Below are 25,255 nucleotides of genomic sequence, written 5' to 3'. Positions count from 1 at the left end.
AAAATTCACGCGCTTTCCTCCAAATCTACTGTGTTTTTCATTGCTGGTTTTTCAAATACCGTTTGAATCAGATACAAAGGCCTGCGCTTCGTTTCTATAAAAATTCGCCCGATGTATTCGCCGAGTAGTCCAATACTTAATAGCTGAATACCGCCAAGCGCCAGTTGCACAACCATCATCGATGGATATCCAGATACTGCCTCACCCCAAAAGAGTGTTTTGGCCACAATTACCATTCCATAAACAAAAGCACTAAAAGCGATCAATGAACCCAAGGCCGTTGCAATGCGTAAAGGGCGAATTGAAAACGACGTGATTCCATCCATCGCTAACCCGAACAGCTTCAAATAGTTCCATTTGGTTTCACCGCAGAAGCGCGCATCTCGCTTGAATTGGACTGTGGTTTGTCTAAAGCCCGGCCATGAAAAAATCCCTTTCATGTAACGATTTCGCTCGGGAAGCTGGTTAATATGATCAACCACTTCACGGCTTAATAGACGAAAATCTCCCACATTTTCAGGCACATCTATTTTGGCCATCATGTTCATGACACGGTAAAAGCTCATCGCTGAAAAGCGTTTAAGCCATGTTTCACCTTCACGTTTACTGCGCTGCATGTTGACCACATCAAAACCTTCACGCCACTTGGCTAGCATTTGTGGGATCAGCTCTGGTGGATCTTGCAAGTCGGCATCAAGCAAAATAATTGCTTGGCCTTTGCAATGCTCTAACCCGGCGCTCATCGCCGACTCTTTACCGAAATTACGGCTCAAACCAATCAACGAAATGGAGCTGTTAATCGAACGGAAAGACTCGACCAATTCGACACTTCCATCTTTACTGCCATCATCGACGTACACGATTTCACTGGTTTCATCCAAAGCATCGAGCACTTTAGTCAAACGAGCATGGAATTCAGGCAGCACCTCTTCTTCATTGTAAAAAGGGACGATCACGGACAGTGACACCGCTGGATTAATACGGTCACGATGGGAAACCGGTTTGCTTAGCGACAATTCAGGCATATTGATTCTTCATATCTGTCAAAACTATTAATAGCTTACGGGCAGTGACATGAAAGTTATGTTGTTGACATATTTTTCACACTCGATCAGGATCATAGGAGTCCATATTGATTGTGTGAGTAATAAGATGAAACGAGTGCTGTTAGTAGAAGATAACCGTGAAATTGCCGGTGTATTATTTGATTACTTTGAATGTATCGGTATGGAGCTTGATTACGCCGACAACGGTGAACTCGGTCTACAACTCGCACTCGATAACGCGTTCGACATCATTATTCTCGACTTAATGTTACCGAGAATGGACGGCCTGACCGTTTGTAACGAACTTCGTGAACGCGGGAATACCACACCAATCTTGATGCTAACGGCGCTTGATAGCCGTGAAGATATGCTAAAAGGCTTTGATCACGGGGCGGATGATTACCTCACTAAACCTTTTGACCTGGATATTCTAGAAGCAAGAATGAAGGCCTTAGTACGTCGTTATCACGGAACAGTAGCGTCAACTAAATTACAGTTTTCTGAGTTATCTATTGATCAAAAAACTCGAAAAGCGTATCGCCAAGACAAGTTATTAGCATTGAATCCAACCACTTACACCATTTTAGAAATGCTGTGCCAAAGTGCCCCTCAAGTCGTAACGCGAGAAGAAATTTCCTATAAATTATGGCAAGAAGACGAACCGAACAACGACGTGCTACGAAGCCATATTTATCAATTACGCAACCAACTCGACAAACCTTTCGCCAATCAAATGCTCATCACGGTACCGAAAGTTGGGTTTAGATTGGAGCAACCAAATTGATCCTCAACGTACTGAGTAGCACTCGCAGTTTAACCGGTCGTCTGGCTCTGTTTTTCTCATTAGTCAGCGTCATTATCGCTGGTTTCGGCTACACAATTTTTTACGCGGCGCTGCATGGATCAGAAGACCGTGTCGGTGAGCGCCGTATCTTACTCGACCGTAATGAAGCGATTGAACGCTTTAAAGCGGGGGAATCTGGCACCATCAAAATTGATGTGTTAACCGATGCTTATAACAGCGTTGATGCCGTGCCTAAGAAATACGCTTCTCACCTTATTGGACGAAAAACCTATTTAGGCGAAGTGGGTGAAGAACCAGAATCACGCATGCTCTACCTAGGTGAATACACTCACAACGGCGACATTTATCCAATTATTCTTCTCAGTAAAATTGATGAAGTAGAGTTCAAAATCGACGAACTAGTCTTTGTGAGCACGATAGTCCTCACTTTATTCGCGATTTTGATGTTCAGTTTCGGCGCGTTGCTGTATCGATTATCACAACGGCTCATCGAGCCGTTCAACTCCCTTGCCGAACAACTCAACTCGAAAGACATAGATTTGGGTGAGGAGTTTTCTGTTAGCAATGACGCCGCGATTGAATTCCGACAGCTGACCGAACACCTCAATAAATATCGCAGAGACATCAATTCGTTAGTTAAGCGTGAACAAGCTTTTGCACGCTATGCAAGCCACGAACTACGTACGCCACTCACCATAGTGAAAGGCGCCAGTAAACTGCTAGTAAGAAGTGAGATGAGCGATTTCCAGTCACGACAAGTCGCACGTATCGATGATGCCAGCACCCAAATGTCGACCATGGTTGATGCGCTTTTGGGTTTAGTTCGTTACGAACGTAACCACGATGACTCCCCCGTGCGCCTGTTCACTGGTGATGAGCTCTACGCCATCGTCGATAAAAATTCGGCGCAAGCCAATGACAAAAACATCACGCTCAATGTTCACGTTGACTCTGAGCCAACCTTGCAAGCCACACCAGCAATCATGAATATGCTGATTGGAAATTTGATCAAAAACGCCATCGCGGCAACCAATCAGGGCGAAGTCACTGTCTCATTGAGCGATCAATTCATCGATATCCAAGATCAAGGTGAGGGCCTATTGGCCTCTCACAACCCTGAAGGTCACGGACTAGGATTATTGATCGTAGACGACATGTGCAAACGCTATAACTGGTCGTTTGAATTATCCAATCAAACAGCTGGTGGGTGCTGCGCTCGAATCACTTTCGAACATGGCGAGCCTCAAGCGAGTTCTGACGAAGATAGGATGATCTAATTACTTAACGGCTGCCAATTCAGGTTTGTGGTATCGACTGCGCAACTCTTCAATATCCAACGGTTTATCAAAGAGGTAGCCCTGTAATCGATCACACTGTAGGTCAGTTAGGCGCTCTCTTTGTTGAACCGTTTCAACCCCTTCAGCGACGACAATCATATTGAAGGATTTACCAATTCTCACCATCGTTTGCACTAACAAATCTTGCTGAAGATCTTCAAACAGATGAGTGATGAAGCTGCGATCTATTTTGAGTTCTGTGATTGGTAAGGTATTGAGGTACTTCAAAGAAGAATAACCAGTTCCGAAATCGTCCAATGAGATCCCAAAACCTAATTCTCGCAACTTAATCAGCGTCGGCTTCACTTTATCTAAGTCTTCAATCAACACATTTTCAGTGATCTCTAAAGTCACTCGATTAATGTCGATCCCGATATCGGTTGCCAATAAATACACTCGCTCACTGAAGTCAGAGCGAATTAATTGCACCGGAGAGATGTTAATTGATAGTTCTAACGCATCAGGTCCATTTGGGGAAAGCGCCAAAATATCTCGGCAAGACTGCTCAAAAACATATTCACCGATCTCAATGACCATCCCCGTTTTTTCTGCAACTTCAATGAACTGAATAGGTGGCACGCTACCCAATTTGGGATTTTGCCAGCGGCATAAGGCTTCTACACTGACCATTTCTGCCGAGTCAGGCTTAACTTGAGGTTGGTAGTAAACCATTAACTCTTCGTTTTCCAACGCGCCATTCAATTCATCTTGCATTAAGAAGCTTCTTTGGACGAGTTCATTGACTTGATTGTCATAGAACATCACCTGCCCTTTGTGCTTCTCTTTAGAACGGTATAAAACAATATCGGATTTAGAGATCAACTCTTCAGCGCTTGAACCATCATCTGGGTACATTGCAACCCCAATACTGCATGTGCAAGACAAGAATACGTTATTCAAAACAAAAGAATCACTAAACACTTCACGGATCTTCTTGGCTTTGTACTTGGCCTCGTTAGCGTCTTGCAATAGAGGGAAACAGAAAATAAATTCATCCCCACCAAAGCGTGCCACTGAGTCTTGGCAACTGAGTAATGCTTCGAACTTTTGGCTAACTTCTTGAAGTAATAGATCACCAACCGTATGACCGTACTGATCATTGACCTTCTTGAAATCGTCCATATCGACAAACATTACCGCCAGTTTCGCATTGGCACATTTAGTTTGTTTGATGCTGGTTTCAATGATGTCTTCAAGCAACAAGCGGTTTGGTAACTGAGTTAGCACATCATGCGTCGCCAATTCATGCATCTTCTCGCGACTGTTTTCTAGCTTTTGGATGTCTTCACGAATGCGCTCCTGATACTCATCAAAACGCAAGCCAATGTAATAACTGATGCGCAGAGAAATAAAGCCTAAAATCAATGCTAGGGCTAAACATAAAAGTAAGATTTTGATTAATTCAGATTGGTTTTGTTCGTTCTGAATTTGTTCTTGGTGAGCCAGATAGGCTTCCAATTTAGATAAGTAAACACCAGCGCCGATATGCCAACCCCAAGGTTCAAATGGAGTTACGAAGCTCAACACATCTGGGTGTAGTTCTCCTTCAAACGGGTATAGGCTGGGATATTCGACATAGTTACCCTGCATTCCGTTATCAGTTAATACACTATTGGCTTTGTCTTGCTCGACCAAAGCCAGTAAATCTGAATTATCAACACCAAGTTGAGCGCGGTCATGATGCGCTAAGTTCGTACCTTTATCGCCAATAACAAACACATAACCATTAGCACCGAAGGTATATTCAGACAGTCGTTTCAATATACGTTGTTGAATGTCTTGCTCAACATCCGCCACGTATTCCCCAGTGCCGATAAACCAGTCATAAGGCTCAAAATGTTTGCCGTAACCGATTTTTTCAAATTCTCGATCACCTGAGTTTGGGCGCTTATACCACCAGCGATAAAAAGCATCGCCCGATTTCTCAATCAACTGAATGTGTTCACGCAAAATAAAGGTGCCGCGCACATCTTGCGCCCCCCATTTAGATTGCCCTTCAATATGAGGAAGCAAACCGTGCATCACACTGACGCCATCCATTTGGAAAACGAAAAAGTAACCTCGCCCGTCGTTAAAGCGTATGGTTCTTAACGCATCACTGATTAACTTAGTGACGTACGCTTCAGGCTTATCTTGGTTTTCTAGGTAGATATTGGTCGCAATCGCATGCGCTTCTTCTACCCGTTGCTGTATGTTCTTTTTGAGGACTTCAACGGTTTGAAACCTTTCGTATTCCAATTGGCTGTTTATATTGAAAACCTGTTCGGCCAGCACGCTTTTTTGGCTGTTATACGCATCGCTACGTAATGATTGGATTAAATTGTCTACTTTTTCCTGATGGCCATGCAGCATGACACTCGCTAGCACCATGATAAACAAGGCAACAATTGCGATAGGGAAGTACTTCAAAAGTCGAAGTAATTTTTGATCCGTTAATATTGGCATGCTAAATCTTATTGTTTACCTAAACGTTCTATCAACCCGTTGGTTTGCGAAATACTAGTCGTCATTCATATATAGTAGTTGAATACTTAGCCTATCTCTTTAGTCCGAAATAGATTATTTGATCTAACACCACGAGCCATTCGCCTAATGAGTTACACTGTTACCTTGTCTTCCGTACTCATGAACTCAAAGCAAATGAAGCTCAGCAATAGCCCCGTCACCCAACACAGTTTTAATCAGCGTACCTTCTTCTTGAAACGAGACGATCAATTGCATTCTCACTTTTGCGGCAATAAAGCGCGAAAGTTCATGAAGTTATTGGATGACGCGAACCCAAACATCACCACACTCATCAGCTACGGCTCGGCTCAATCAAACTCGCTGTATTCGCTATCGGCTCTCGCCAAGATAAAAGGTTGGAGGCTAGAGTTTTATGTCGATCATTTACCGGACTGGCTTAAACAAAAGCCCATTGGTAATTTTCGTGGTGCCATGGATTTAGGGGCTGAGATTATATCCGTGTCTGACATGGGCTCACCTTTGCATCCAAAAGAGTATATTGAACAAGTTAGACAACCTGACTCTCACTGTATTGTGATGCCTGAAGGTGGCCGTTCGACACTTGCAGAATATGGCGTAAAACAACTCGCCCATGAGATCTTGAGTTGGACTCGCTTTGAAAATGGTCATGATTTTGTGGTCGCACTGCCTTCAGGTACAGGAAGCACGGCACTTTATCTACACAAACACCTAAAACCACATAATATTCCTGTCATCACCTGTGCTTGTGTAGGTGGCGAAGACTACTTAACGCAGCAATTTAACGAACTGAATGAATCCGACCACCCTTCTATTTTGTCGCTAGGCAAGAAGCACCATTTTGGAAAACTGTACCAACAAGATTACTTAACATGGCTACAACTCCAGTTCGAAACCGATGTGGAATTCGATTTGCTCTACGATCCTATGATGTGGCAATGCTTAGAAAGCTGGCAGGAAGAAAACCCTGATAAAACGATCATCTACGTGCATCAAGGGGGTATTCTCGGTAATGAATCTATGCTGCCTCGCTACCAACGAAAATACCCAGATCTTAAAGTTTGATGGCAAGTAACTCAGGCAGTGAATCAATCACTTTAACAGGTTTAGGTAAGGTAGGAGGCGGCTTACCATTGGTCAGGAATACGCTATCTAAACCAGCTTGCAGCGCAGGCTGAATATCTTTCTCAATAACGTCACCAACCATGACCACTTTTGAAATATCTACGTCGAGCTCTCGTAAAATAGCCTGATAAAATTCTGGACAGTTTTTGGGAATCCCTAGATTTGCTACACAAAAATAGCCATCAATAAATTCGTTCAACCCGACCCGTTCAAATGCCGTTCTGATTTCCGCTTCGGTCGAGTCTGCGGCGCTGGTCGCAACGTACACTTGATGGGATTGAGATAAGGTTTGCAGTGTTTCTCGCGCATTTGGCATCACCTCCACGTAATCCCAATCACACATTTTTCCACTTTTCTCGGGGAAATCGACCATCAGTGTATTTCCCCAATCAAACAAATAGACTTGTTTCATTCAACCATCCTTAGTTAGCCAGTCGCTTTACCTATCTTTCATATCATGTGTGCCTTACTGTAACCAAAAATATTAAACAAAAACAAACATAAAGCGATTCCTTTAATAACGCGGTATATTTGTTAAAAAGAACAAAAGGAATAAACCGATGACGGACTTTTATCAATTTTCGATTAATAGCTTGCAGAACCAGCCCATTAATTTTGAAGACTTTAAGGGCAAACTAGTGCTTATAGTCAACACCGCAAGTCAGTGTGGCTTGACGCCTCAGTACGAAGGGTTACAAAAGCTTCATGAAAAGTATGCAGACCAAGGGCTGGTGATCATCGGTTTCCCATGTAACCAATTTAGAAACCAAGAACCAGGGGACGCCAGTGAGATCAGCAACAATTGCCTCATCAATTATGGTGTCGACTTTACGATTACGGAAAAGATTGAAGTCAACGGCGGGAATAGTCACCCAATATTTGTCCATTTGAAGCAAGTGCTCCCTGGAATGCTGGGCAGCAATATTAAGTGGAATTTTACTAAGTTTTTGATTGGAAAAGATGGGCAGCCTATTAAACGATTCGCTCCAATTACTAAACCAGAAGCGCTTGAGCCTTACATTCAAAAAGCTTTAGCGCTTTCATAGCCAGTCCCCAGCGAACTCATAAGCAGGTTGGGTTAGTAAAAGATAAACAACTCTTTGGTATCGAACAGTTTAAAAAATGAAAAATCTTCCATAGTCTCTCTCCTAGCCTATTTATCGGCTGAGGTTAATATGCACCTCAGCCCTTATCGTTATTTTAACCCTAGTGTACTTTTCAGCCCTTCGCCATGCTCTTTGTGCCTTTTACAGGTCATATTCAGCCTAAACACGGAAATAAACAGGGTTCACTAAGGCACTTGCACCTAATGGTCTATGTGCTTCTCTACTCACACGCTCTCTATCGTTATCAGCGAGCGATGAGTGAACTTGGGTTTTAGAATAGGCCACCGATAGCTAGTGATAAAATCGTATTTACGTATTACTGCAATCGCTAATACCAATCCCTAAATAGAAAGTGAACCAACAGAAAAGAAAGTCATTCATTTTAATTTGGCTCATGTTGCCCACTTCTTGAGTTGCTCTATGCGAGTCGAAAATCAATTAGCATTTTTCATATCAATTACCGCTCAGTTACAAGCAACGTTAAACCTCCCCCCCCTATCACCAAATGCATTATTTGATTTATGTCACACATCTATTTTTTGGGCGATAAACCTGTATAATTCGCCGCCTACTAATTCGTACTTCAAATTCGTTAAGACTGAGCGTCAAGCCAGTCACATTAACCAGCACAACCCTAGGAATACTTCTTTGATATCTACTGCAAACATCACCATGCAATTTGGCGCCGAACCTTTGTTTGAAAACATTTCAGCTAAGTTCGGTAACGGAAACCGTTACGGTTTAATCGGAGCCAATGGATGTGGTAAATCAACGTTCATGAAGATTCTTAGTGGTGCGCTAGCGCCAAGCTCAGGCAATGTTTCAATCACTCCAGGGTTAAAGCTTGGCGTACTAAGCCAAGACCAATTCGCTTTTGAACAGCACAACGTGATTGATGTAGTGATCATGGGTGATAAAAAGCTTTGGGAAATCAAGCAAGAGCGTGACCGCATCTACTCACTTCCAGAAATGAGTGAAGAAGATGGGATGAAGGTTGCCGAGCTAGAAAGCGAATTTGCCGAAATGGATGGCTACACTGCGGAAAGTCGTGCCGGTGATATCCTGTTGCAAGCGGGTATCGAAGAAGAGTTTCACTTTGGTTTAATGCAACACGTCGCTCCGGGTTGGAAATTGCGTGTGCTTTTGGCTCAAGCGCTATTCGCAAACCCTGATATCTTGCTGCTTGATGAACCAACCAACAACTTGGACATCCACACCATCAACTGGCTTGCAGAAGAGCTGAATCAGCGTAAATGTACAATGATCATCATTTCGCATGACCGCCACTTCTTGAACTCTGTGTGTACTCACATGGCTGATATTGATTACGGTGAACTGCGTATCTATCCGGGTAACTACGAGTACTTCCTAGAAGCGTCTGGGTTAATCCGCGAGCAGTTACTTGCGAGTAATGCGAAAAAAACTGCCGAAATCAACGAGCTTCAAGACTTTGTGAACCGTTTTGGTGCTAACGCGTCTAAAGCGAAACAAGCCAGCTCTCGCGCTAAAAAAATGGATAAGATCAAACTCGATGAAGTGAAATCATCGAGCCGCATGAGCCCATCCATTGATTTCGGCGAAGGCAAAAAGCTGCACCGCCAAGCGCTTGAACTTCAAGACCTCGGCCATGCATTTGAAGATGAGCTGCTTTTTGAAGGAGGTAACTTACTTCTTGAAGCGGGATCTCGCTTAGCTGTGATTGGTGAAAACGGTGTTGGTAAAACAACGTTATTACGCTGCCTAGTTAACGAATTAGAACAAAATCACGGTGTGGTTAAGTGGTCTGAAAACGCTTCAATCGGTTACTGCCCTCAAGATAGCTCTGCTGATTTTGACAACGACCTAAGCATTTTCGATTGGATCTCACAATGGCGTACGACTAAGCACGATGACCTAATGGTTCGTGGTATTTTAGGTCGCCTATTATTTACCGCAGACGATGCCAACAAGAAAGCACGTAATTGTTCTGGTGGTGAAAAGAACCGCTTGTTGTTTGGTAAGTTGATGATGCAAGACATTAACGTGCTGGTAATGGACGAACCAACGAACCACATGGATATGGAAGCCATCGAAGCGTTAAACAGCGCACTCAAAGACTACCAAGGTACTTTGATTTTCGTTAGTCACGATCGCGAATTTGTTTCGTCACTGGCGACATCTATTATTGATGTAAAAGACAAAAAACTTGTGAACTTCCAAGGCACCTATGATGAGTACCTAGCACACCAGAAAAAGATGCTAGAAGTAGCACTATAAGCTGCGAATAAAACGGTTAGAATTTAAGTGGCTTGATAGTTTCGAGCCATTATCGGATGAGGAACACTTTCATGACAGATCAAGAAAGAATTGAACTGCAACAAAACAACCCACTGCATGGCTTAAAGCTTGAAGACATGTTGACCCAACTTGTCGATCATTATGGTTGGGAGATTTTAGACACCGCAATGCGTTTTAACTGCTTCAACACAAAGCCATCAATTGAAAGCAGCGTGAAATACTTAAAGAAAACACAATGGGCTAGAGAAAAGCTAGAAAACTTTTATCTGTACCGCTTTAAGCGCATGCCAAAAGCGTCTGACGTGGAATACCAAATGCCGCCTCGCTCACGTACATTCCGCCATGGACTAGAGCCTCGTGAGCCAATGGAGCTAACGGTCGAGTCTATCTTAGCGTCACAAGCGAAAGCAGCATCTGCACATAAAGAACGCTCTCGTGGTGGCCGTGGACGGTTTAACCGTCGCTAGTGACCACTAGAACTACAGAGTCAAAAAAGCCAAATCACTCATTATGATTTGGCTTTTTTATTTTTCGCCATCCAAAGACCATCAATACCTCTATTACTGACTGATGCTCCTAACTAACCTCGTTGCGGCTCTAGCGGCTTCAACTCGGTAGATGTTTTCACATAATCCATCAGCGCTTCCAGAGAAAGGGATTTAGAGTAGTACCAACCTTGTACAGAAATCGAGTGAGAGGCTGGGATCAAGTCAAGCTGCTGTTGGGTTTCAACCCCTTCAACAACGCAATCTAGTTCTAGCTGTTGCGCCACTTTCAACATAGCGTAAAAGACTTTCCTGCCTTTCTCTTCATCCAGCGACAACACAAAACTACGATCAATCTTGATTGCATCCACATCAAACTGACTAAGGTAACTTAACGAAGAATAACCAACACCAAAGTCATCAATAGAGATCTTACAGCCCAAAGCACGCAAATTGGTAAGCGACCGAGATACTTTTTCTTTATCGGCCAATAAGCTCTCTTCGGTAATTTCAATATTCACCCATTCGGCAACAGGCTCAATAGTACGACAGATGCGCTTCATGACATCGCGATTCAACAAAGTGTCTGGAGTGATATTGATGCTCGTTTCAACCACTACACCGGTTAACTTGGCAACTTTAAGATCAGAAACCACCTTTTTGACCGCCCATAAGTCGATGTCTGCCATCATGTTCGCCTGCTCGAAATAAGGAAGAAAAGCGCCGGGATAAATCAGCTCACCGGTTACTGGGTCTTTAGCTCGAATTAACGCTTCACATGAAATAACAGCGCCTGTTCTCTGCTGAACCTGTGGTTGATACTCCATGCAGAAATCGATCTGACTGTAACGCCTTAACCCTTGCTCCAATTCGACAATTTCTGTCTGACGCTCCACTTTTTGCACCACTTTATCTGCGCTTAGTACGTCAGCCTCTTCACGACGTCGTGAATAGCTGGAATCGAAAAACGGAAAGGAGATCTGATTTGAACGGTTAACCTTGTTCATACGCAATACAAATGGCGTGTAAATCGCGACGTTAACCACCACCAATATAAGTTGAAGCAACACAGCACCATGATCGCCTTGAGTGGCTAGCCAACTGTTGAGGAAAATAGGACTACTAAAAGGCATGACAACGCTTGGAATCGTAACCCAACCAGCAGTCAATACAGCATGGGAAATATACAGGTTTACGACTGGCGCAATCACAAAAGGCCAAAAAAGGCGCGGGTTAAAAATAATCGGTAAGCCAAACAGCAAAACTTCATTAATGTTGAGCAGTACCAAAGGGAGAGCGGCCATCGCGATCAGCCGAAAAGCGCGATCACGTGAAAAGCACAATAAAGATATCACTAAACCTAATGTCGCCCCACAACCACCAATGAACACAAACACGGCCATCATCGAATAGTTTACAGCCCCTGTCCCTAACGCTGCCTCTGAAGCATCGGGAACCGCTTGCTGTAGCACTTCAATCCAAGGCATTAGCGCGTAATAGCCATGAATACCGATAAACCATAAAAACGAATTAAAGATGGTATAAAGGAACCCAAAATTTAGCGCTGAATTTTGGTATTGGTATTCCAACCCACCAAAATTAAGCAACGCACTTATCACACTGATTAGCCCCCAACTTACCACCATCATCAAAATACCGGTGATAATCGACGGGACGATTAAGTTAAGAGAGTCTTTAACAGTTTTACCTATTTGATCACTTGAAATGACTTTGAGCCACTTCTTACGATAGAAAAACGCAATCAAAGGGATTGTATAGAGCGGTGTTAGAACTGAAATGATCAATTCAAAGGTCAGTGTAACTTGAGCATCTTGAAACGATTGATGAAATAGCGCCAAGTAAACAATGGAAATCAAAGCGATAGGTGGACGAGGCAAACGCCACTGCATCGCTAAAATGTAAGACAGCGCGGCAGTGAGCAAGATAGGGAAAACATTGTTCAGTTCATAGTAAGAACGATATAACGTCTCGACCCAATAAGTGTCTTTGCCTACGGTAAATTCACCGATTGAGGCAACGAACAGAATCAAAGACGAGATCATCAAGCAAGGCAATATCCACAGTAAGCCCTCACGTATGGCCAACATTTGAATCGCCAGTACCGATTTCAATCCTTTCCAATGGTGATGTGGTTTTTGCAACGCGATTTCAAGACTCATCTGTCACTCTTAGCCCTAACTCAACATTTAATCGGCGATTATACTGATTAAACGTTTGCTAATCATGATTTAGTGCAAGATCGAAACAAATTATTGCAACTTGATTGATAAGTACTTCGAATGAAAACGGTTAAAAGCGATAAGGCAAAAGATAGTGATGGATAGGCTAAGATCAAAAATGGAGGCTATAAAGCCTCCATTTTCTTATTAATGCGTTTACGCGACTGCTTTCTGGCTAGCAAAAAATGACGGGTATTTTTGGCGAATGTGTCGCTGCTCAGACACCATATCTTTAAAGCTTGGGCCTTTGGACAACTGTAAGATCACTTCGTCGCCATCAAATCTAAGTACAGCCCCACTCACCTTCACTGTGCTGTGGTCATGTAAGTTTAAAGTCCCAACCATGGACAATCCGCGATAGAAAGAAGCGAGATTACGAATCAGTAATCGAACCCCTTTTTCCGAGACTTCACTGACATGAAAAAGTTCGTCATCTACACGCATGAGCGGACGCGCTCGTTTTGGGTACTTCAAACGATAATACTGACGCTTCTGTGCGAAAGACTCTTCACTCATAGTGATGCTCCATTCCCTTACCATAAAGTGAGTATTCGCTACCGTGCTCGATCACTTCATGGGCATACATTAGTTCAACTTATAATTTCGACCATAATTAATAAAACTTTAGTCAGTATTGATAATAAATTCACCTTGAACGCCCAAATCACCGGAGAATTGTTAGATAAATCTCAATTTGGAGAGCTCACAACTGAAAGATTGCAAGTTGAATACTAAACCCTATGAATATCAACCCACACACCGTATTTAAAGCTTGTGATGTTCTGCGTTGGGTCAAAAGACGTTTGAACATATCAGCCATGATAATCACAACCAGAAACCAACTCGCCACGACTACGGCTTGAATGGCACCTAACAACAAACTATCAGCGATAACATCGTCGGTTGAAACAAACTGAGGAAAGATAGAAAGGTAAAAAAGTACTATCTTAGGATTAAGCAAGTTGGTTAGCAGCCCTTTAACAAAATGTTGGCGTAACTTCTGCCCAGAAGCACTCACAATACTAAGCACCCCATCTTGTGCTTTATGCGCCGCTTTAAAGTGATTTGCCCCTAACCACACAAGATAGAGCACCCCAACCCACTTTAACGCCTGAAAAGCTATTGGCGTTTGAGTAAGTAGCAAACTAATTCCGTTGGCGGAAATAAATGCATGAAACAAGAAGCCAAGCGACACGCCTAAAATATTAATGAAAGCGAACAGCTTACGCTGAGTCAACGCCGTGCTTAGCACCAGTAACGCATTTGGCCCGGGAATCACCGCGATAAAAAATACGATTACGATAAACAGCCAAATACTCTCAATGCTCATTATTCACTCTTCTATTACTTAGTTAGCTCGGAGCATTCTACTGGGCAACTCATCGATTACAATATGAAAGCCGATATTGAGTAGACTCCCCCTATTGTTTTACATATTGTGCACAGCTGATAGACTCGGCATCCCATTTCCAATCGAACCGAAACTATGTCTTTTTCTGAGCTTAACCTTAGCTCTGCGTTAGTCGCAGCTTTACCAAAAACACTGAAAACGGCCACGCAGATCCAGAGACTAGCCATTCCCCCAGCGCTCGAAAAAAAGGACGTACTCGCCTTAGCGCAGACGGGAAGCGGAAAAACGTTAGCGTTTGGGTTACCGCTCGTAGACCAAACTAAGCAGGATGCCTCAACCATCCAATCGCTTGTACTCGTTCCAACTCGAGAATTAGCGCATCAGGTATACACAGCGATAAATGAAGTCGCACAACCTATTGGTGTACGCCTCGCTGTACTTGTTGGCGGAGTGGATAAAGACGTTCAGTTAGAGCAATTAAAAAAACGGCCACAAATCGTCGTTGCTACCACAGGTCGATTACTCGATCTCATTAACCAGCAAGCCATCGATATTCGTCACATTGAACAACTTGTATTAGATGAAGCAGATAGGCTACTCGAAATGGGATTCTGGCCAGATGTTCAAAAGCTAATTCAGTTATTACCTGCGAACAAGCAAACATTACTGTTTTCAGCAACCTTGCCTGACACACTCAACCAGTCGGTCAATCAAATCTTGTTTAATCCGACTCGTTTAGAAGCTAATGCTACTAACAGCGTTGTAGACTCAGTTAACGAAACGCTTTACTTGGTTAATAAAGGCAGCAAGGCCCAAGCTCTCATTGCTCTCATCAAAGACAATTCGTGGAAGCAGGTATTGGTCTTCATTGGAGCAAAAGACAACGCGGATGCGTTAACCAAGAAGATAAGTAAAGCGGGTATTACCGTCGCTGCTCTTCATGGGAATAAAAGCCAAGAAGAAAGAGAACAAACGCTGCAATCGTTTAAGGATCATAAAGTACAAGTTCTCGTGGCCACAGATTTACTCGCTCGCGGCATTCATGTGGATTCACTTCCCGTTGTGATCAATTTTGAGTTACCAAGTAGCGCTCCCGTTTATGTGCACCGAGTTGGCCGAACCGCTAGAGCGGGACAAACCGGCCTCGCTATTTCTTTGGTTTGCCATAGTGAGAGCGACGCATTAAGTGCTATCCGTGAATTAACGCAACGTGAGTTAACACTTGAAAATCTAGCTGACTTTCCTGTAACAGATAAACCAACATCCGGTGAGCGCAAGCGCCCAGCAAGAGACAAACAAGCGAATCGTCGTAGCGCCAAGAAAAAAAGCATCAAGCAATTTAAAGGCAAAAACAGCCGATAATTACCATTCGGGCTTATTTTATAAGATAAGCCCGAAAAACCGCGCTTAAATGACAGATTTATTGCAACTTTCGACAATCTAAACTGTGTCTCAAAATTGATTATCTTGGCAAGCTACTGATAACCAAACAAACGTTAAAAAATACTTCTAAAGCACGTTGACGCTACTCCAACCGACTACTAGTTTTTTCTATTAGTAATCACAACCGGGAGGTCATTAAAATGAAACGTGCCAGCTCTACTTATCGCCTACAACTGATAAAAGAAGTCGCAACGCGACGAGAGCGCCAACTCTCTAATGACCCGATGGCAAATTACATTCAAACCCTTCTCGATAGTAAACCTGAATGCGAGTCTTCTGTTGAGCGTAATCAGCGTTTCTCAGGTAATCATTTCGACGAACATATTGGCGGCTGGGTGAGCGATCACTGGGGCAACAAGTAGCAATTCGTTTAGGTTTACCCTATGATTCTCGGCATATTTTATTTCGAGAATTGATGAACTGTTATGTCTGAAATTACACGTGAAAAAGAAGTGATGGTTGCCTTTCAAGTTATCCCAAGACTAAAGGAAGGCAATAATTTTGAAGTGGTTGATAAAGCGATTGCAGTAGTAAAAGAGGCAAACGTACCCTTTCAAGTTGGCGCAATGGAAACTACGATGAAAGGCGAACTCAATACACTTCTAGACATTGTAAAGCGTGCTGAACAAGCGTGTTACGATGCTGGTGCGGTTGAAGTTATCACTAATATCAAAATCCATAGCAAAACTAACGCTGCCGATGATACTTTCTGCACCTACCACCGCGGTGTCACAAAAGCTAACCACATGTTCGTATAAACCGACTCTTTCCGGTTTAGCTCTGAAATAAGCACCACTACGCCAAAATTAACGTTATAGCCTGACGACGTGGAATCACATTTCTACGTCGTCAGGCTATAGAAAACGATGAGTCGTTGATTGAGGGTTGGGAAGAAGGACAAGTCAACAAGCGGTGTTCACCGCCTGCATTATTGAAAAGGCATATCTCGAAGGTGATCTAATATATCTTGTTGCTGTTCCTCTGACATTAAATCCCAGTCTAAAGTATCAATGTGATTTTCCTGCTCATCAAGACGCTTCGGCTCACTAGCTGGACATTTAGGAGTTCGATTCAATTTGTCGTTTCGTTTATTCATCACTACTCCTCACAACATTCACTGCATATCTTTTATTAATACAAAGCTCAAAACATGTAAAGCAGTTGTTATAAGTAACTCTACGCGTAACGCATCAAACCTTCTCATATTGGTGAATAGTTAAGAAATCGGGCGGTTTGGAGTGCCTTGGACGGAAGTTCAAAAAAGGTCTTGTTGCGGGCTTTGGGGCTCTTGTACTTCTGTTGCTTCCAGTTTCTGTTTGGCCATTTTTCTACGATAGCGCTGCCTGCATAGCTTAATAACATGCAACTGCTCAGCAGGTGTCATAGTAAGCCATCCGAAACGCTCCTCACGTTTTCTCATGCAGCCATGACAATAGCCTTTATTGTCTACAGTACAAACGCCTACGCATGGGCTAGGTACTTGAAAGAATTCTAATTGTTCCATAGTGCCCTCCTTTACTCGACCACCATAGCGTAAAAATATAACAAGCTGATTTTCACTTAAGGAAGCTGTGATCCATACGAAACTATGACCTCATGCTGACAAAAACAGTGTTTTATTAACTATACTTCTCCTCAATCAAGTAGCCATGAATTGAATGCTACAGATATACTTCTATCGGAGCCTATTACTATGAAGTTTAGTTCAAAAAAATTACTGGCAATCTCAACTCTTCCAATGCTATTAGCCGCATGTGCAAGTAACGGTGACAATGTGACGCAAGTGACCCCAACCGATCTACAACACCATAACTGGCAGCTTACGCAAATCGACGGTAACGACATTACTATTGGTGAACACCAAGAAGCACCTCGTCTAGAAGTGGCTGAGAAAATGACCGCTAACGGTAACGCTGGCTGTAATAACTTTTTTGGTCAAGCTGAGCTAAACGAAGAAGGTCAGTTCCGTATCAAGCAGATGGGTATGACGATGAAAATGTGCCCAGACGGCGCAATGGAAATCGAACGCACAGTGTCTGCGACATTATCAGACTGGAGCGACATCACGCTTACCAAAGATACGCTTGAACTAAAAAATGATACTCACACGTTAACTTATACGCTACGTGATTGGGTGAACTAATCGTTCCAACCAATAAGATTCCTTAGGCGGCAAGCAATAGCTTGGCGCCTTTTTTGTTTATAAGCCCGCCTTAAGTGACTACCCGTAACAAATTCAGCGCATTAATGAAATTTTTCTTCTCTGACCACGGTCTTTAGCCTACATCTTGTAAAAATGATGTTACGCTTAGCTTCAGTTGTAATTGATTGAATCTATTATTATTAGTTTAACGCACTCACACTTCGTTAGATTAATTGCCATTACAAAAACCAAAATTCGATATCAGCATGATGCTGCTCCAAACCAATTGAATGGAACACACTATGAAAAAACTGCTTTGTTTACTGGGTTTATTTTTAAGCTCACATTCACTCGCTCAAGATGAAGACTGGCGCACAGTTGAAGATAAAGCCCAAGGGCAAACTGTCTACTTTCACGCTTGGGGTGGCAGCCAAGAAATTAACAACTACATTCAATGGGCAGCTAAAAAACTACAACGTGAACATGGCGTCGCGTTAAAGCATGTAAAAGTGTCAGACATTGCAGAAACAACCCCTCGCCTAATTGCAGAAAAAGCGGCAGGTAAATCGACAGGCGGTAGCGTCGACCTTGTATGGATCAATGGCGAAAACTTCAAATCAATGAAAGACAACGAATTGCTTCACGGGCCATTCGTAGAACAGCTTCCTAACTGGCAATATGTTGATAAATCTTTACCTGTCACTCTAGACTTTTCGGAACCAACCAATGGCTTAGAAGCACCTTGGGGCCTTGGTCAACTGGTCTTCATTCATGACGAAAAAACCTTAAACAACCCACCACGTTCTTTTAAAGAGATGCTGAGTTACGCGAAAGCTTTTCCTAACCGTTTAAGCTACCCACGCCCACCAGAATTCCATGGAACTAGCTTCCTGAAAGCCTTAGTACTTGAACTCACTAACAATGACCCAGCGCTTTACAAGCCTGTCAGCGAGCAAAACTTTTCTGAGGTAACTCAACCGCTATGGAGATATTTAGACGAATTCCATAAGGTTGCATGGCGAAATGGTAAACAATTCCCAGCAGGAACTGCGGAGAGCATCCAACTTTTAGATGATGGTCAACTGGATCTGGCTATTACTTTTAATCCGAATGCCGTATATTCTTCGCAAGTTAGCGGAAAACTCGCAGATACAACCAAAGCTTATGCAATGGATAATGGTGCGTTGTCGAACATTCACTTCTTAGCAATCCCTTGGAATGCAGCAGCTCGTGAAGGCGCGTTAGTTGCCGTCAACTTTTTACTGAGCCCTGAAGCACAATCACGCAAAGGCGACCTTAACGTTTGGGGTGATCCTTCAGTGTTAAGCAGCAAATACTTAGAAGGCTCAGCTAAAAACACTCAACAATTTAAATCTGTAGACGAACCTCACCCTAGTTGGCAGGCGGCTATCGAGAAAGAGTGGCTGAAACGCTACGGTAATTAATCATTAAGACTCAGTAAACGATGTTACGACTGCTTTATATTGGTGTTATTTTAATCGCTGTATTGCCAACTATCCCAGGGATAAGTGGTGTACTACTATCAGCGTTCGGCTACATTCCACCGATAGGACTCACGCAGTTTTCGTTTGCTGGGTTTACACAAGTTTTTAGCTGGGAAGGTGTTGGAACTTCCATAGGCATCACCATCTTCTCTGCGCTATTCTCCAGCTATTTGGCATGTTTAATCACTTTCGCCATTCTCCAGAAATGCTGGGCTACTAAAGTCTGGCAACGTATAGAAACCAGTCTTTCTCCATTATTGGCCATGCCACATGTCGCCTTCGCGATTGGCTTTGCATTTCTTTTCTCTCCCACCGGTATCATCGCTCGTTTAGCTTCTACGCTATTCGAAGGCAATGACTGGGTAAACCAAGGTGCCGAATTAAGCTGGTTGATCAAAGATCAATATGGCTTTGGGCTTGCACTCGCCCTGGCTATCAAGGAAGTACCTTTTCTACTATTAATGAGCATCCCAATTCTGAGCCAACTTCGAGTCGAGCAAGTCACTAAAGTCAGTGCTTCACTAGGGTATAACCGGCATCAAATGTGGTGGAAGTGTGTGTTCCCACAATGGTTTAGCAAAATGCGTTTTCCGATGCTGGCTGTGATTGCTTATAGCTTGTCGGTAGTGGATATCGCGTTAATCATAGGCCCAACCAACCCTCCTACTTTTGCTGTATTAGTATGGCAGTGGTTCAATGATCCAGATCTAAACCTATTGCCAAGAGCGGCAGCAGGCGCTGTGGTTCTATTTATTCTTGCCAGTGTATTAATCACTCTAGCGAGACTGATTGAATGGGTTGTCATTCGATACTGGCGTAGTTGGCAATACTCCGGGCGTTATGGATCATCGCTACCTGGTGGCACCTTTTTCTTAACCGTACTTGGTATCAGTGCGTTAATTGTTCCAGTGTTAGCGATATGGAGCGTTGCCCACCGCTGGCGCTTCCCTGATTTAGTACCAAGCCGATTCAGTGAACGATTTTGGTTGATCGAGTGGGACAATGTTCTACCCACAATTAACGACAGTTTGATTATTGCCTTCGCAAGTGCAACCGCCGCACTAATTTTGGCGCTGATCGCCCACGAGTATCGCTTAAAATATCGTTTCGCGCTTCCTGGTTATATCATCGCAATCCCAATGTTGGTGCCTCAATTGTCAGTCTTATTTGGGTTACAAGTCGTTAGCCTAGTGATTTCAAGCAATAGTTATCTATTTTGGGTCATTTGGTCTCATGTTTTCTTCGCTTTCCCATTCGTTTATTTGGCACTCGATGGCCCTTGGAAAAGCTTTGACCAAAGCTATATTAAAGCGGCACTGAGTATGGGTAAGAGCCCTTTATATGCCTGGCTCCATATAAAGTTACCGATCTTAATGTCAGCGGTAGCCTTTGCTTGGGCGGTCGGGATGAGTGTCAGCTTAGCTCAATACCTTCCAACGCTCGTGCTTGGTGCAGGAAGAGTCAGTACAATTACGACCGAAGCAGTGGCTTTATCAAGTGGTTTCGACAGACGCGTTACCGCTATTTACGCGATTTGGCAGGCACTTTTACCTTTAATTTTCTTTAGCTTGGCTGTCACTGTATCCAAACTAAAAAGACGCCCATCAACTTCTATTATCACGAGTTCTACTAATAATGAGTCTTTGTCTAAAAAACCTCGTCATCCATAAACGCAGCGGCGAAGCACTGTTTGAACCTGTCAGTTTCTCAATCGATAAAGGAGAGGTGTTAAGCCTAATGGGCCCCAGTGGCTGCGGTAAGTCGACTTTGCTAAATGTAGTAGCAGGCCATCTCTCAAGTGAGTTTTCTTTCAGTGGCGAGTTAACATTAGAAGAAGCGTCGCTAAATGAACTTCCGGCACACAAACGTGAAGTTGGGATCTTATTCCAAGACGATTTGCTTTTCCCCCACCTCACGGTCTGGGAAAACCTTGCCTTTGCCCTACCTAATTCTATTAAAAAAGAGCAAAGGAAAGAGCACGCGTTACGCGCACTGCAAGCTATATCCTTAGTCGACCTTGCCAACTCATATCCAGAGCAAATATCTGGAGGACAGCGCGCTCGTATCAGTTTGTCGCGCATGCTATTGGCCAAACCCAAGCTTGTGCTACTCGACGAACCTTTTAGTAAGTTGGATAAAGAACTAAGGGGGCAATTTCGCGACTGGGTATTTGAGCAAGTCAAAAAAGCAAATGTGCCAGCTTTAATGGTGACGCATGACGAAGCAGATATACCAGAGAATTCAAAAGTACTGACTTGGCCTTGGACAAATTAAGATGTTAGATAAATACGCAATCAAAGTAATCAAATGGCCACTCACTCAAGCGGCGACAGTGCTGAATAAATTTAGGGTAACTGCGAACCAAACGACCGTTTTCGGCTTTTTATTAGGTTGTTTCGCTTTTCCAGCCCTTGCTTTTCAACATTATGATTTAGCGCTACTTTTCATCATTTTAAATAGAGTGTGCGATGGCCTAGACGGTGCTTTAGCACGAATTCAAGGCATCAGTGATGCTGGTGGCTTTCTAGATATCAGCTTAGATTTTCTTTTCTATTCACTGATTCCGTTTGGATTTGTCATTGCCGCTCCAGAGCAAAATGCGATTGCAGGGGCATTCTTAATTTTCTCATTTATCGGAACTGGAAGCAGCTTTCTGGCGTTTGCGGTGATGGCGGGAAAACAAGGCATCGAGAACCCTGTCTATAAACATAAGTCACTGTATTACATGTCGGGGTTAACGGAAGGTACTGAAACCATTGGTTGCTTTATACTCTTCTGTTTGTTCCCACAGCACTTTTCAGTTATCGCTTATACCTTTGGTGCAGCATGCTGGCTCACCACTTTCATGCGTATCTATTTTGGTTTTAGAACGTTAAAAACAAGCTAAATAGTCAGCTGTATCTATTGGAAATGAAAAAGAGATACGCTTCCGCGCGTATCTCTTTTTCATCAAATTTAATTTGTCATGATTTCCACCCGACGATTTTTCGCTCTACCTTCCGCTGTTGTGTTACTTGCGATTGGATCGGTTTCACCACTCGATGAAATACCCACCTCGCTTACACCTTTTGACTGCAAGTAGAAACCAACGGATTCTGCACGCCTTTCACCAAGTGCGGCATTGTATTCAGTGTAGCCAATGCTATCTGTATGTCCATTGAGTAAAAATTGGCTGTCTGACAATGAAGCTAACTTAACGATCTTATTTAAAATATATATAGACGCGTCAGTCAATTTCGATTGGTCAAAGTCGAAATACACTCTAGCCAGTGGGTCGCCGGATTGATTACCTTCCAGCTGACCATTGACGATTAAGAACTCGCTACAATTTTGGCTAAGCCCGACCTCACCCGTCAAAAACGTTTTCAAATCTGAATTGAGATCTAACTGACTTTCCGTTTCAATCATCGAAAATGGCCCAGCATTAGGAACGACTGCGATTGGAGAGCCTACTTTTATCGTTCGTTCTATATCGACTCCAGACTTTGCGCAGTACTCATTCAACATACTTTCTTTGTCTGAGGCGATAGCTATATTCGCGTGAGCCAATATCGCCACTACGATTAACACGGCTTTGCACTTATTCATTTACTTTCCTACTACTTGATATGTCCAATCTCTTCCGAGATAAGATTTAAAATAATTTCTAACAGCTCATCAGGATCAGAGGCGTCGTATACGTTATCTTCACCCACGCATCTAGCCAGCGCTTCGTTATCACTAACGTCATAGGTGAAACCGATCAGCGCCATTTGTGCTGTGACAGGACGGCCAGTTGCGGTGGTATCTTCACTCAACCCCTTTATGATTTCGGTACACATACCCTGATTGACTAATTTACTGGCTAAATTTGAATCATTGTCGTCACCATCAGAAAGTATCACGATCAACCTTCGTGGATTTGGGTCTTGCGTGGCTTTCAACACCTGAGCCGCTCGAATAATTCCTTGGTATGAGGCAGTGCCACCATCGGGTGAGAAACTGTATATTTCATCCTCTACACTTTGAAAATCAGTGGTCAAGGAAGTGGTATGGTAATCATAGTCCGATGGATAATCGCAGCGTACTTTTGGCGATTTAACTTTCCACAAATCCGCCACTGTTTTTTTAGCCGTATTATTAGTCCCATTCCCCCGAACAATCTGATCAGAGTAGTAAATATATTTTCTTCCACTCCTGCAGCGTTCGCCAACTCCGTCCACCGTATAGACAGCGAATGGGACTAATGCGACCTTATTGAGTTCATCTGGGTCGGTACTTTCTTCATTAAACTTTTCTAACTCAACAAGAACATCAGCAATGATAGATTGCACTTCTTGATATTTAGGTTTGCCATTCCAGCCTCCCCAACGATCACCCATTGACCCTGAGAAATCCGTCACAAATGCGATATCAATTGAGTCGCCTTGGTACTTTCGGGCAGTGCCTGCGTGTGTAACCGAATAGGTCTCTTCAAAGCCAACAAAGTTGTCATTGCCCGGGAACCAAGCTTCATGAGTGGTAGTGATTGAAATATCATACTGGCTGTAACGCGCCCCTCCCTCACATTCAGTTTGGTCCGTTAATTGGCACTCGGTGCGAACAATGTTCATAGGTACATTGTTCTCTTTATCTCGAATATAGGCATCCACATACAGACGAGCTAACGCGTTATTTTGCTGCTCGTTTGCACTATTTTGAGCAGATAACGCCAGTGCGGCGACTTCTGCCGCATCACCTAAACGAGCTCTATTTTGAATAGCGCGTGAGCCGTCTATCCCTAGCGCAAACAAACCGTAAAAGCCTGGAATAAGCAGAACAAATAATATTGCAGCGTTGCCTCGCTGCTTCCTTAAAGAGCCTCGCATTTTACCTTCCCATCATCACAGAAGAGGATTGAATGGTCGTGAAGTCCATATCGAACAACTCACCAGCCCAGTTGTCGGTTTCGTAACACAAAGTCACCCGATACAAAGTGGCTCTTCTTCCCCAGGAAGTCATCATCGACAAGTCTTGAAGGTCTGATACTGTTTGTTGCAATGTACAACCACCTCCACGATGAATGGTGGTCGTGTGAGGGGAGCCACTCAAATCAAAAGTCAGCATTTCAAAGCTACCTGACAGGTTGTCATCGCTATAATTTCCCATCGTGCGCTCGAGTGAGCTCTGTACCACTGTGTACAAAGAATCGGTATCATCTTGGGTCAAGGTATAATCATTTTTACCAAATAGTTGAGTACGTTCTTTCAATACATTCACAATGGAATAGGACAAACGATCCAGTTTTCCTTGAACAGAAAGTTTAATAATCACATCGCCAGTCATTATTAATAACGTTGCGAATACGACGCCGAGTAAAGCAAACTCAACCGAAAAGGTACCCTTTTGCCTAAATCTTGAATTGGTCACGCTCGTACTCCTGAATCACGATAACTTCACGTGAGAACAAAGTTTCAGTATCGATTAACAACGACAGCATTGGAGTAAAGTCATAGTCAATACGATAAACAGCCATGACACTGTCGACCGACTCACCACACTCCAACTCAAACAAATTATCATCTTCAATTTCACAGCTTCCGGTGTAGGAAGAGAGCTCATTGATATCCTTGATATATTGAATTGAAAGTCGAAACTTATTTGGGTCGATAATCTCTCCCCATAAAGAGCCTTGAGCCTGAATAGACTGCTTAAACGCGTACATAAATTGAGTCGAAGTCGCCTGTGACCCCAAACGTTCGTTTTCTTGAATGACGACTTTAGCGTCTCTTACCGACTCAGAAATGGCATAGTCACTGACAGATGAAACGTAAGACATATAGCCCATTTCAGCCCAGGTAATACACATTAAGAAAAAGGCAAAAAATGACAAACCAAATTCAATAGATGCAACACCACTTTGTCGCTTAATATTATTCATTTAAGTTAT

Annotated in this window: 26 protein-coding genes; 14 read left to right on the top strand and 12 right to left on the bottom strand. The window is 43.2% G+C overall.

Annotated elements, in window-relative coordinates; all coding sequences use genetic code 11:
* Nucleotides 1–5 precede the first annotated feature (5 nt).
* A complete protein-coding gene (locus tag ELZ11_RS03445; protein ID WP_137355968.1) occupies nucleotides 6–1,025 on the bottom strand; it encodes a glycosyltransferase family 2 protein in 1,020 nt (339 codons plus the stop codon).
* 127 nt (nucleotides 1,026–1,152) lie between these two features.
* Here ELZ11_RS03445 and ELZ11_RS03440 point away from each other — a divergent pair, with 127 nt between their 5' ends.
* Nucleotides 1,153–1,830 carry a response regulator transcription factor gene (locus ELZ11_RS03440; protein ID WP_137355967.1) on the top strand — a complete coding sequence of 226 codons (678 nt, stop codon included), beginning with the start codon at nucleotides 1,153–1,155 and terminating at the stop codon, nucleotides 1,828–1,830.
* On the top strand, nucleotides 1,827–3,128 hold the full coding sequence (locus tag ELZ11_RS03435; protein WP_137355966.1) for a sensor histidine kinase: 1,302 nt from the start codon (nucleotides 1,827–1,829) through the stop codon (nucleotides 3,126–3,128). Before ELZ11_RS03440 ends, ELZ11_RS03435 begins: the two co-directional genes overlap by 4 nt.
* Here ELZ11_RS03435 and ELZ11_RS03430 read toward each other — a convergent pair whose 3' ends face one another.
* The gene (locus ELZ11_RS03430; RefSeq protein ID WP_137355965.1) at nucleotides 3,129–5,633 is read right to left on the bottom strand and encodes a bifunctional diguanylate cyclase/phosphodiesterase; all 2,505 of its coding nucleotides are present in this window, start codon (nucleotides 5,631–5,633) and stop codon (nucleotides 3,129–3,131) included. It abuts the gene before it with no gap.
* 195 nt (nucleotides 5,634–5,828) lie between these two features.
* Between ELZ11_RS03430 and ELZ11_RS03425 the strand changes: the two genes are divergently transcribed.
* Complete coding sequence (locus ELZ11_RS03425) at nucleotides 5,829–6,737, top strand: pyridoxal-phosphate dependent enzyme (protein WP_137356251.1); 909 nt, start codon at nucleotides 5,829–5,831, stop codon at nucleotides 6,735–6,737.
* Here ELZ11_RS03425 and ELZ11_RS03420 read toward each other — a convergent pair.
* Nucleotides 6,727–7,209 carry an HAD family hydrolase gene (locus tag ELZ11_RS03420; protein ID WP_137355964.1) on the bottom strand — a complete coding sequence of 161 codons (483 nt, stop codon included), beginning with the start codon at nucleotides 7,207–7,209 and terminating at the stop codon, nucleotides 6,727–6,729. The two genes, ELZ11_RS03425 and ELZ11_RS03420, sit on opposite strands and share 11 nt — an antisense overlap.
* A 148-nt stretch (nucleotides 7,210–7,357) precedes the next feature.
* Here ELZ11_RS03420 and ELZ11_RS03415 point away from each other — a divergent pair, with 148 nt between their 5' ends.
* The 3 genes from ELZ11_RS03415 to ELZ11_RS03405 all read left to right on the top strand — a co-directional run bounded on the left by ELZ11_RS03415 (nucleotide 7,358) and on the right by ELZ11_RS03405 (nucleotide 10,647).
* Nucleotides 7,358–7,843, top strand: coding sequence for a glutathione peroxidase (locus ELZ11_RS03415; protein WP_137355963.1), 486 nt, complete (start codon nucleotides 7,358–7,360; stop codon nucleotides 7,841–7,843).
* Between the two features lie 708 nt (nucleotides 7,844–8,551).
* Entirely contained in the window at nucleotides 8,552–10,159 is a 1,608-nt protein-coding gene (locus tag ELZ11_RS03410) for an ABC-F family ATPase (RefSeq protein ID WP_137355962.1), read from the top strand.
* A gap of 71 nt (nucleotides 10,160–10,230) precedes the next feature.
* Nucleotides 10,231–10,647, top strand: a complete 417-nt coding sequence (locus tag ELZ11_RS03405) for a VF530 family protein (protein ID WP_137355961.1) — start codon at nucleotides 10,231–10,233, stop codon at nucleotides 10,645–10,647.
* 113 nt (nucleotides 10,648–10,760) lie between these two features.
* On the opposite strand, the gene ELZ11_RS03400 is transcribed toward ELZ11_RS03405, so the two are convergent.
* The 3 genes from ELZ11_RS03400 to ELZ11_RS03390 all read right to left on the bottom strand — a co-directional run bounded on the left by ELZ11_RS03400 (nucleotide 10,761) and on the right by ELZ11_RS03390 (nucleotide 14,235).
* Complete coding sequence (locus tag ELZ11_RS03400; protein ID WP_137355960.1) at nucleotides 10,761–12,845, bottom strand: EAL domain-containing protein; 2,085 nt, start codon at nucleotides 12,843–12,845, stop codon at nucleotides 10,761–10,763.
* Nucleotides 12,846–13,061: 216 nt separating this feature from the next.
* Nucleotides 13,062–13,421, bottom strand: a complete 360-nt coding sequence (locus tag ELZ11_RS03395) for a PilZ domain-containing protein (protein ID WP_137355959.1) — start codon at nucleotides 13,419–13,421, stop codon at nucleotides 13,062–13,064.
* 187 nt (nucleotides 13,422–13,608) lie between these two features.
* On the bottom strand, nucleotides 13,609–14,235 hold the full coding sequence (locus ELZ11_RS03390) for a LysE family translocator (protein WP_137355958.1): 627 nt from the start codon (nucleotides 14,233–14,235) through the stop codon (nucleotides 13,609–13,611).
* 156 nt (nucleotides 14,236–14,391) lie between these two features.
* On the opposite strand from ELZ11_RS03390, the gene ELZ11_RS03385 reads away from it, so the two are divergent.
* The 3 genes from ELZ11_RS03385 to ELZ11_RS03375 all read left to right on the top strand — a co-directional run bounded on the left by ELZ11_RS03385 (nucleotide 14,392) and on the right by ELZ11_RS03375 (nucleotide 16,457).
* Nucleotides 14,392–15,618, top strand: coding sequence for a DEAD/DEAH box helicase (locus ELZ11_RS03385; RefSeq protein ID WP_137355957.1), 1,227 nt, complete (start codon nucleotides 14,392–14,394; stop codon nucleotides 15,616–15,618).
* Nucleotides 15,619–15,839: 221 nt separating this feature from the next.
* Nucleotides 15,840–16,061, top strand: coding sequence for a hypothetical protein (locus ELZ11_RS03380; RefSeq protein WP_137355956.1), 222 nt, complete (start codon nucleotides 15,840–15,842; stop codon nucleotides 16,059–16,061).
* 63 nt (nucleotides 16,062–16,124) lie between these two features.
* Nucleotides 16,125–16,457, top strand: coding sequence for a thiamine-binding protein (locus tag ELZ11_RS03375; protein WP_137355955.1), 333 nt, complete (start codon nucleotides 16,125–16,127; stop codon nucleotides 16,455–16,457).
* A 170-nt stretch (nucleotides 16,458–16,627) separates the two neighbouring features.
* Here the strand turns inward: ELZ11_RS03375 and ELZ11_RS23725 are convergent, their stop codons facing one another.
* Both ELZ11_RS23725 and ELZ11_RS03370 read right to left on the bottom strand, forming a co-directional pair.
* Nucleotides 16,628–16,795, bottom strand: coding sequence for a hypothetical protein (locus ELZ11_RS23725; RefSeq protein WP_167494614.1), 168 nt, complete (start codon nucleotides 16,793–16,795; stop codon nucleotides 16,628–16,630).
* 159 nt (nucleotides 16,796–16,954) lie between these two features.
* Nucleotides 16,955–17,203 carry a DUF1289 domain-containing protein gene (locus ELZ11_RS03370; protein ID WP_137355954.1) on the bottom strand — a complete coding sequence of 83 codons (249 nt, stop codon included), beginning with the start codon at nucleotides 17,201–17,203 and terminating at the stop codon, nucleotides 16,955–16,957.
* Between the two features lie 189 nt (nucleotides 17,204–17,392).
* Here ELZ11_RS03370 and ELZ11_RS03365 point away from each other — a divergent pair, with 189 nt between their 5' ends.
* The 5 genes from ELZ11_RS03365 (at nucleotide 17,393) to ELZ11_RS03345 (ending at nucleotide 22,234) form a co-directional block, all read left to right on the top strand.
* Nucleotides 17,393–17,842 (top strand): META domain-containing protein, encoded by a 450-nt coding sequence (locus tag ELZ11_RS03365; RefSeq protein ID WP_137355953.1) that lies wholly within the window; start codon nucleotides 17,393–17,395, stop codon nucleotides 17,840–17,842.
* Nucleotides 17,843–18,144: 302 nt separating this feature from the next.
* A complete protein-coding gene (locus tag ELZ11_RS03360; protein ID WP_137355952.1) occupies nucleotides 18,145–19,287 on the top strand; it encodes an ABC transporter substrate-binding protein in 1,143 nt (380 codons plus the stop codon).
* A gap of 20 nt (nucleotides 19,288–19,307) precedes the next feature.
* Nucleotides 19,308–21,017, top strand: coding sequence for an ABC transporter permease (locus ELZ11_RS03355; RefSeq protein WP_137355951.1), 1,710 nt, complete (start codon nucleotides 19,308–19,310; stop codon nucleotides 21,015–21,017).
* Nucleotides 20,983–21,621 (top strand): ATP-binding cassette domain-containing protein, encoded by a 639-nt coding sequence (locus ELZ11_RS03350; protein WP_137355950.1) that lies wholly within the window; start codon nucleotides 20,983–20,985, stop codon nucleotides 21,619–21,621. Before ELZ11_RS03355 ends, ELZ11_RS03350 begins: the two co-directional genes overlap by 35 nt.
* A gap of 1 nt (nucleotide 21,622) precedes the next feature.
* The gene (locus tag ELZ11_RS03345) at nucleotides 21,623–22,234 is read left to right on the top strand and encodes a CDP-alcohol phosphatidyltransferase family protein (RefSeq protein WP_137355949.1); all 612 of its coding nucleotides are present in this window, start codon (nucleotides 21,623–21,625) and stop codon (nucleotides 22,232–22,234) included.
* A 68-nt stretch (nucleotides 22,235–22,302) separates the two neighbouring features.
* On the opposite strand, the gene ELZ11_RS03340 is transcribed toward ELZ11_RS03345, so the two are convergent.
* From ELZ11_RS03340 to ELZ11_RS03325, 4 genes are read right to left on the bottom strand one after another with little or no spacing between them, the layout of a single operon-like run.
* Nucleotides 22,303–22,935, bottom strand: a complete 633-nt coding sequence (locus tag ELZ11_RS03340; RefSeq protein WP_137355948.1) for an OmpA family protein — start codon at nucleotides 22,933–22,935, stop codon at nucleotides 22,303–22,305.
* Between the two features lie 11 nt (nucleotides 22,936–22,946).
* Complete coding sequence (locus tag ELZ11_RS03335) at nucleotides 22,947–24,194, bottom strand: vWA domain-containing protein (protein ID WP_137355947.1); 1,248 nt, start codon at nucleotides 24,192–24,194, stop codon at nucleotides 22,947–22,949.
* A gap of 1 nt (nucleotide 24,195) precedes the next feature.
* Nucleotides 24,196–24,735, bottom strand: a complete 540-nt coding sequence (gene tadF / locus ELZ11_RS03330; RefSeq protein ID WP_137355946.1) for a tight adherence pilus pseudopilin TadF — start codon at nucleotides 24,733–24,735, stop codon at nucleotides 24,196–24,198.
* A complete protein-coding gene (locus ELZ11_RS03325) occupies nucleotides 24,716–25,246 on the bottom strand; it encodes a TadE/TadG family type IV pilus assembly protein (RefSeq protein ID WP_137355945.1) in 531 nt (176 codons plus the stop codon). Before ELZ11_RS03325 ends, tadF begins: the two co-directional genes overlap by 20 nt.
* Between the last annotated feature and the right edge of the window lie 9 nt (nucleotides 25,247–25,255).

The sequence above is a fragment of the Vibrio profundi genome (genome assembly GCF_005281835.1).
Classification (GTDB): Bacteria; Pseudomonadota; Gammaproteobacteria; order Enterobacterales; family Vibrionaceae; genus Vibrio; species Vibrio profundi.
This window is presented reverse-complemented; position numbering and strand designations above follow the sequence as displayed.

Coding starts and splice junctions, on each gene's coding strand:
- ELZ11_RS03445 (WP_137355968.1), bottom strand. CDS start 1,025: ATGCCTGAATTGTCGCTAAGCAAACCGGTTTCCCATCGTGACCGTATT.
- ELZ11_RS03440 (WP_137355967.1), top strand. CDS start 1,153: ATGAAACGAGTGCTGTTAGTAGAAGATAACCGTGAAATTGCCGGTGTA.
- ELZ11_RS03430 (WP_137355965.1), bottom strand. CDS start 5,633: ATGCCAATATTAACGGATCAAAAATTACTTCGACTTTTGAAGTACTTC.
- ELZ11_RS03425 (WP_137356251.1), top strand. CDS start 5,829: ATGAAGCTCAGCAATAGCCCCGTCACCCAACACAGTTTTAATCAGCGT.
- ELZ11_RS03420 (WP_137355964.1), bottom strand. CDS start 7,209: ATGAAACAAGTCTATTTGTTTGATTGGGGAAATACACTGATGGTCGAT.
- ELZ11_RS03415 (WP_137355963.1), top strand. CDS start 7,358: ATGACGGACTTTTATCAATTTTCGATTAATAGCTTGCAGAACCAGCCC.
- ELZ11_RS03405 (WP_137355961.1), top strand. CDS start 10,231: ATGACAGATCAAGAAAGAATTGAACTGCAACAAAACAACCCACTGCAT.
- ELZ11_RS03400 (WP_137355960.1), bottom strand. CDS start 12,845: ATGAGTCTTGAAATCGCGTTGCAAAAACCACATCACCATTGGAAAGGA.
- ELZ11_RS03395 (WP_137355959.1), bottom strand. CDS start 13,421: ATGAGTGAAGAGTCTTTCGCACAGAAGCGTCAGTATTATCGTTTGAAG.
- ELZ11_RS03390 (WP_137355958.1), bottom strand. CDS start 14,235: ATGAGCATTGAGAGTATTTGGCTGTTTATCGTAATCGTATTTTTTATC.
- ELZ11_RS03385 (WP_137355957.1), top strand. CDS start 14,392: ATGTCTTTTTCTGAGCTTAACCTTAGCTCTGCGTTAGTCGCAGCTTTA.
- ELZ11_RS03380 (WP_137355956.1), top strand. CDS start 15,840: ATGAAACGTGCCAGCTCTACTTATCGCCTACAACTGATAAAAGAAGTC.
- ELZ11_RS03375 (WP_137355955.1), top strand. CDS start 16,125: ATGTCTGAAATTACACGTGAAAAAGAAGTGATGGTTGCCTTTCAAGTT.
- ELZ11_RS23725 (WP_167494614.1), bottom strand. CDS start 16,795: ATGAATAAACGAAACGACAAATTGAATCGAACTCCTAAATGTCCAGCT.
- ELZ11_RS03370 (WP_137355954.1), bottom strand. CDS start 17,203: ATGGAACAATTAGAATTCTTTCAAGTACCTAGCCCATGCGTAGGCGTT.
- ELZ11_RS03365 (WP_137355953.1), top strand. CDS start 17,393: ATGAAGTTTAGTTCAAAAAAATTACTGGCAATCTCAACTCTTCCAATG.
- ELZ11_RS03360 (WP_137355952.1), top strand. CDS start 18,145: ATGAAAAAACTGCTTTGTTTACTGGGTTTATTTTTAAGCTCACATTCA.
- ELZ11_RS03355 (WP_137355951.1), top strand. CDS start 19,308: ATGTTACGACTGCTTTATATTGGTGTTATTTTAATCGCTGTATTGCCA.
- ELZ11_RS03350 (WP_137355950.1), top strand. CDS start 20,983: ATGAGTCTTTGTCTAAAAAACCTCGTCATCCATAAACGCAGCGGCGAA.
- ELZ11_RS03345 (WP_137355949.1), top strand. CDS start 21,623: ATGTTAGATAAATACGCAATCAAAGTAATCAAATGGCCACTCACTCAA.
- ELZ11_RS03340 (WP_137355948.1), bottom strand. CDS start 22,935: ATGAATAAGTGCAAAGCCGTGTTAATCGTAGTGGCGATATTGGCTCAC.
- ELZ11_RS03335 (WP_137355947.1), bottom strand. CDS start 24,194: ATGCGAGGCTCTTTAAGGAAGCAGCGAGGCAACGCTGCAATATTATTT.
- ELZ11_RS03325 (WP_137355945.1), bottom strand. CDS start 25,246: ATGAATAATATTAAGCGACAAAGTGGTGTTGCATCTATTGAATTTGGT.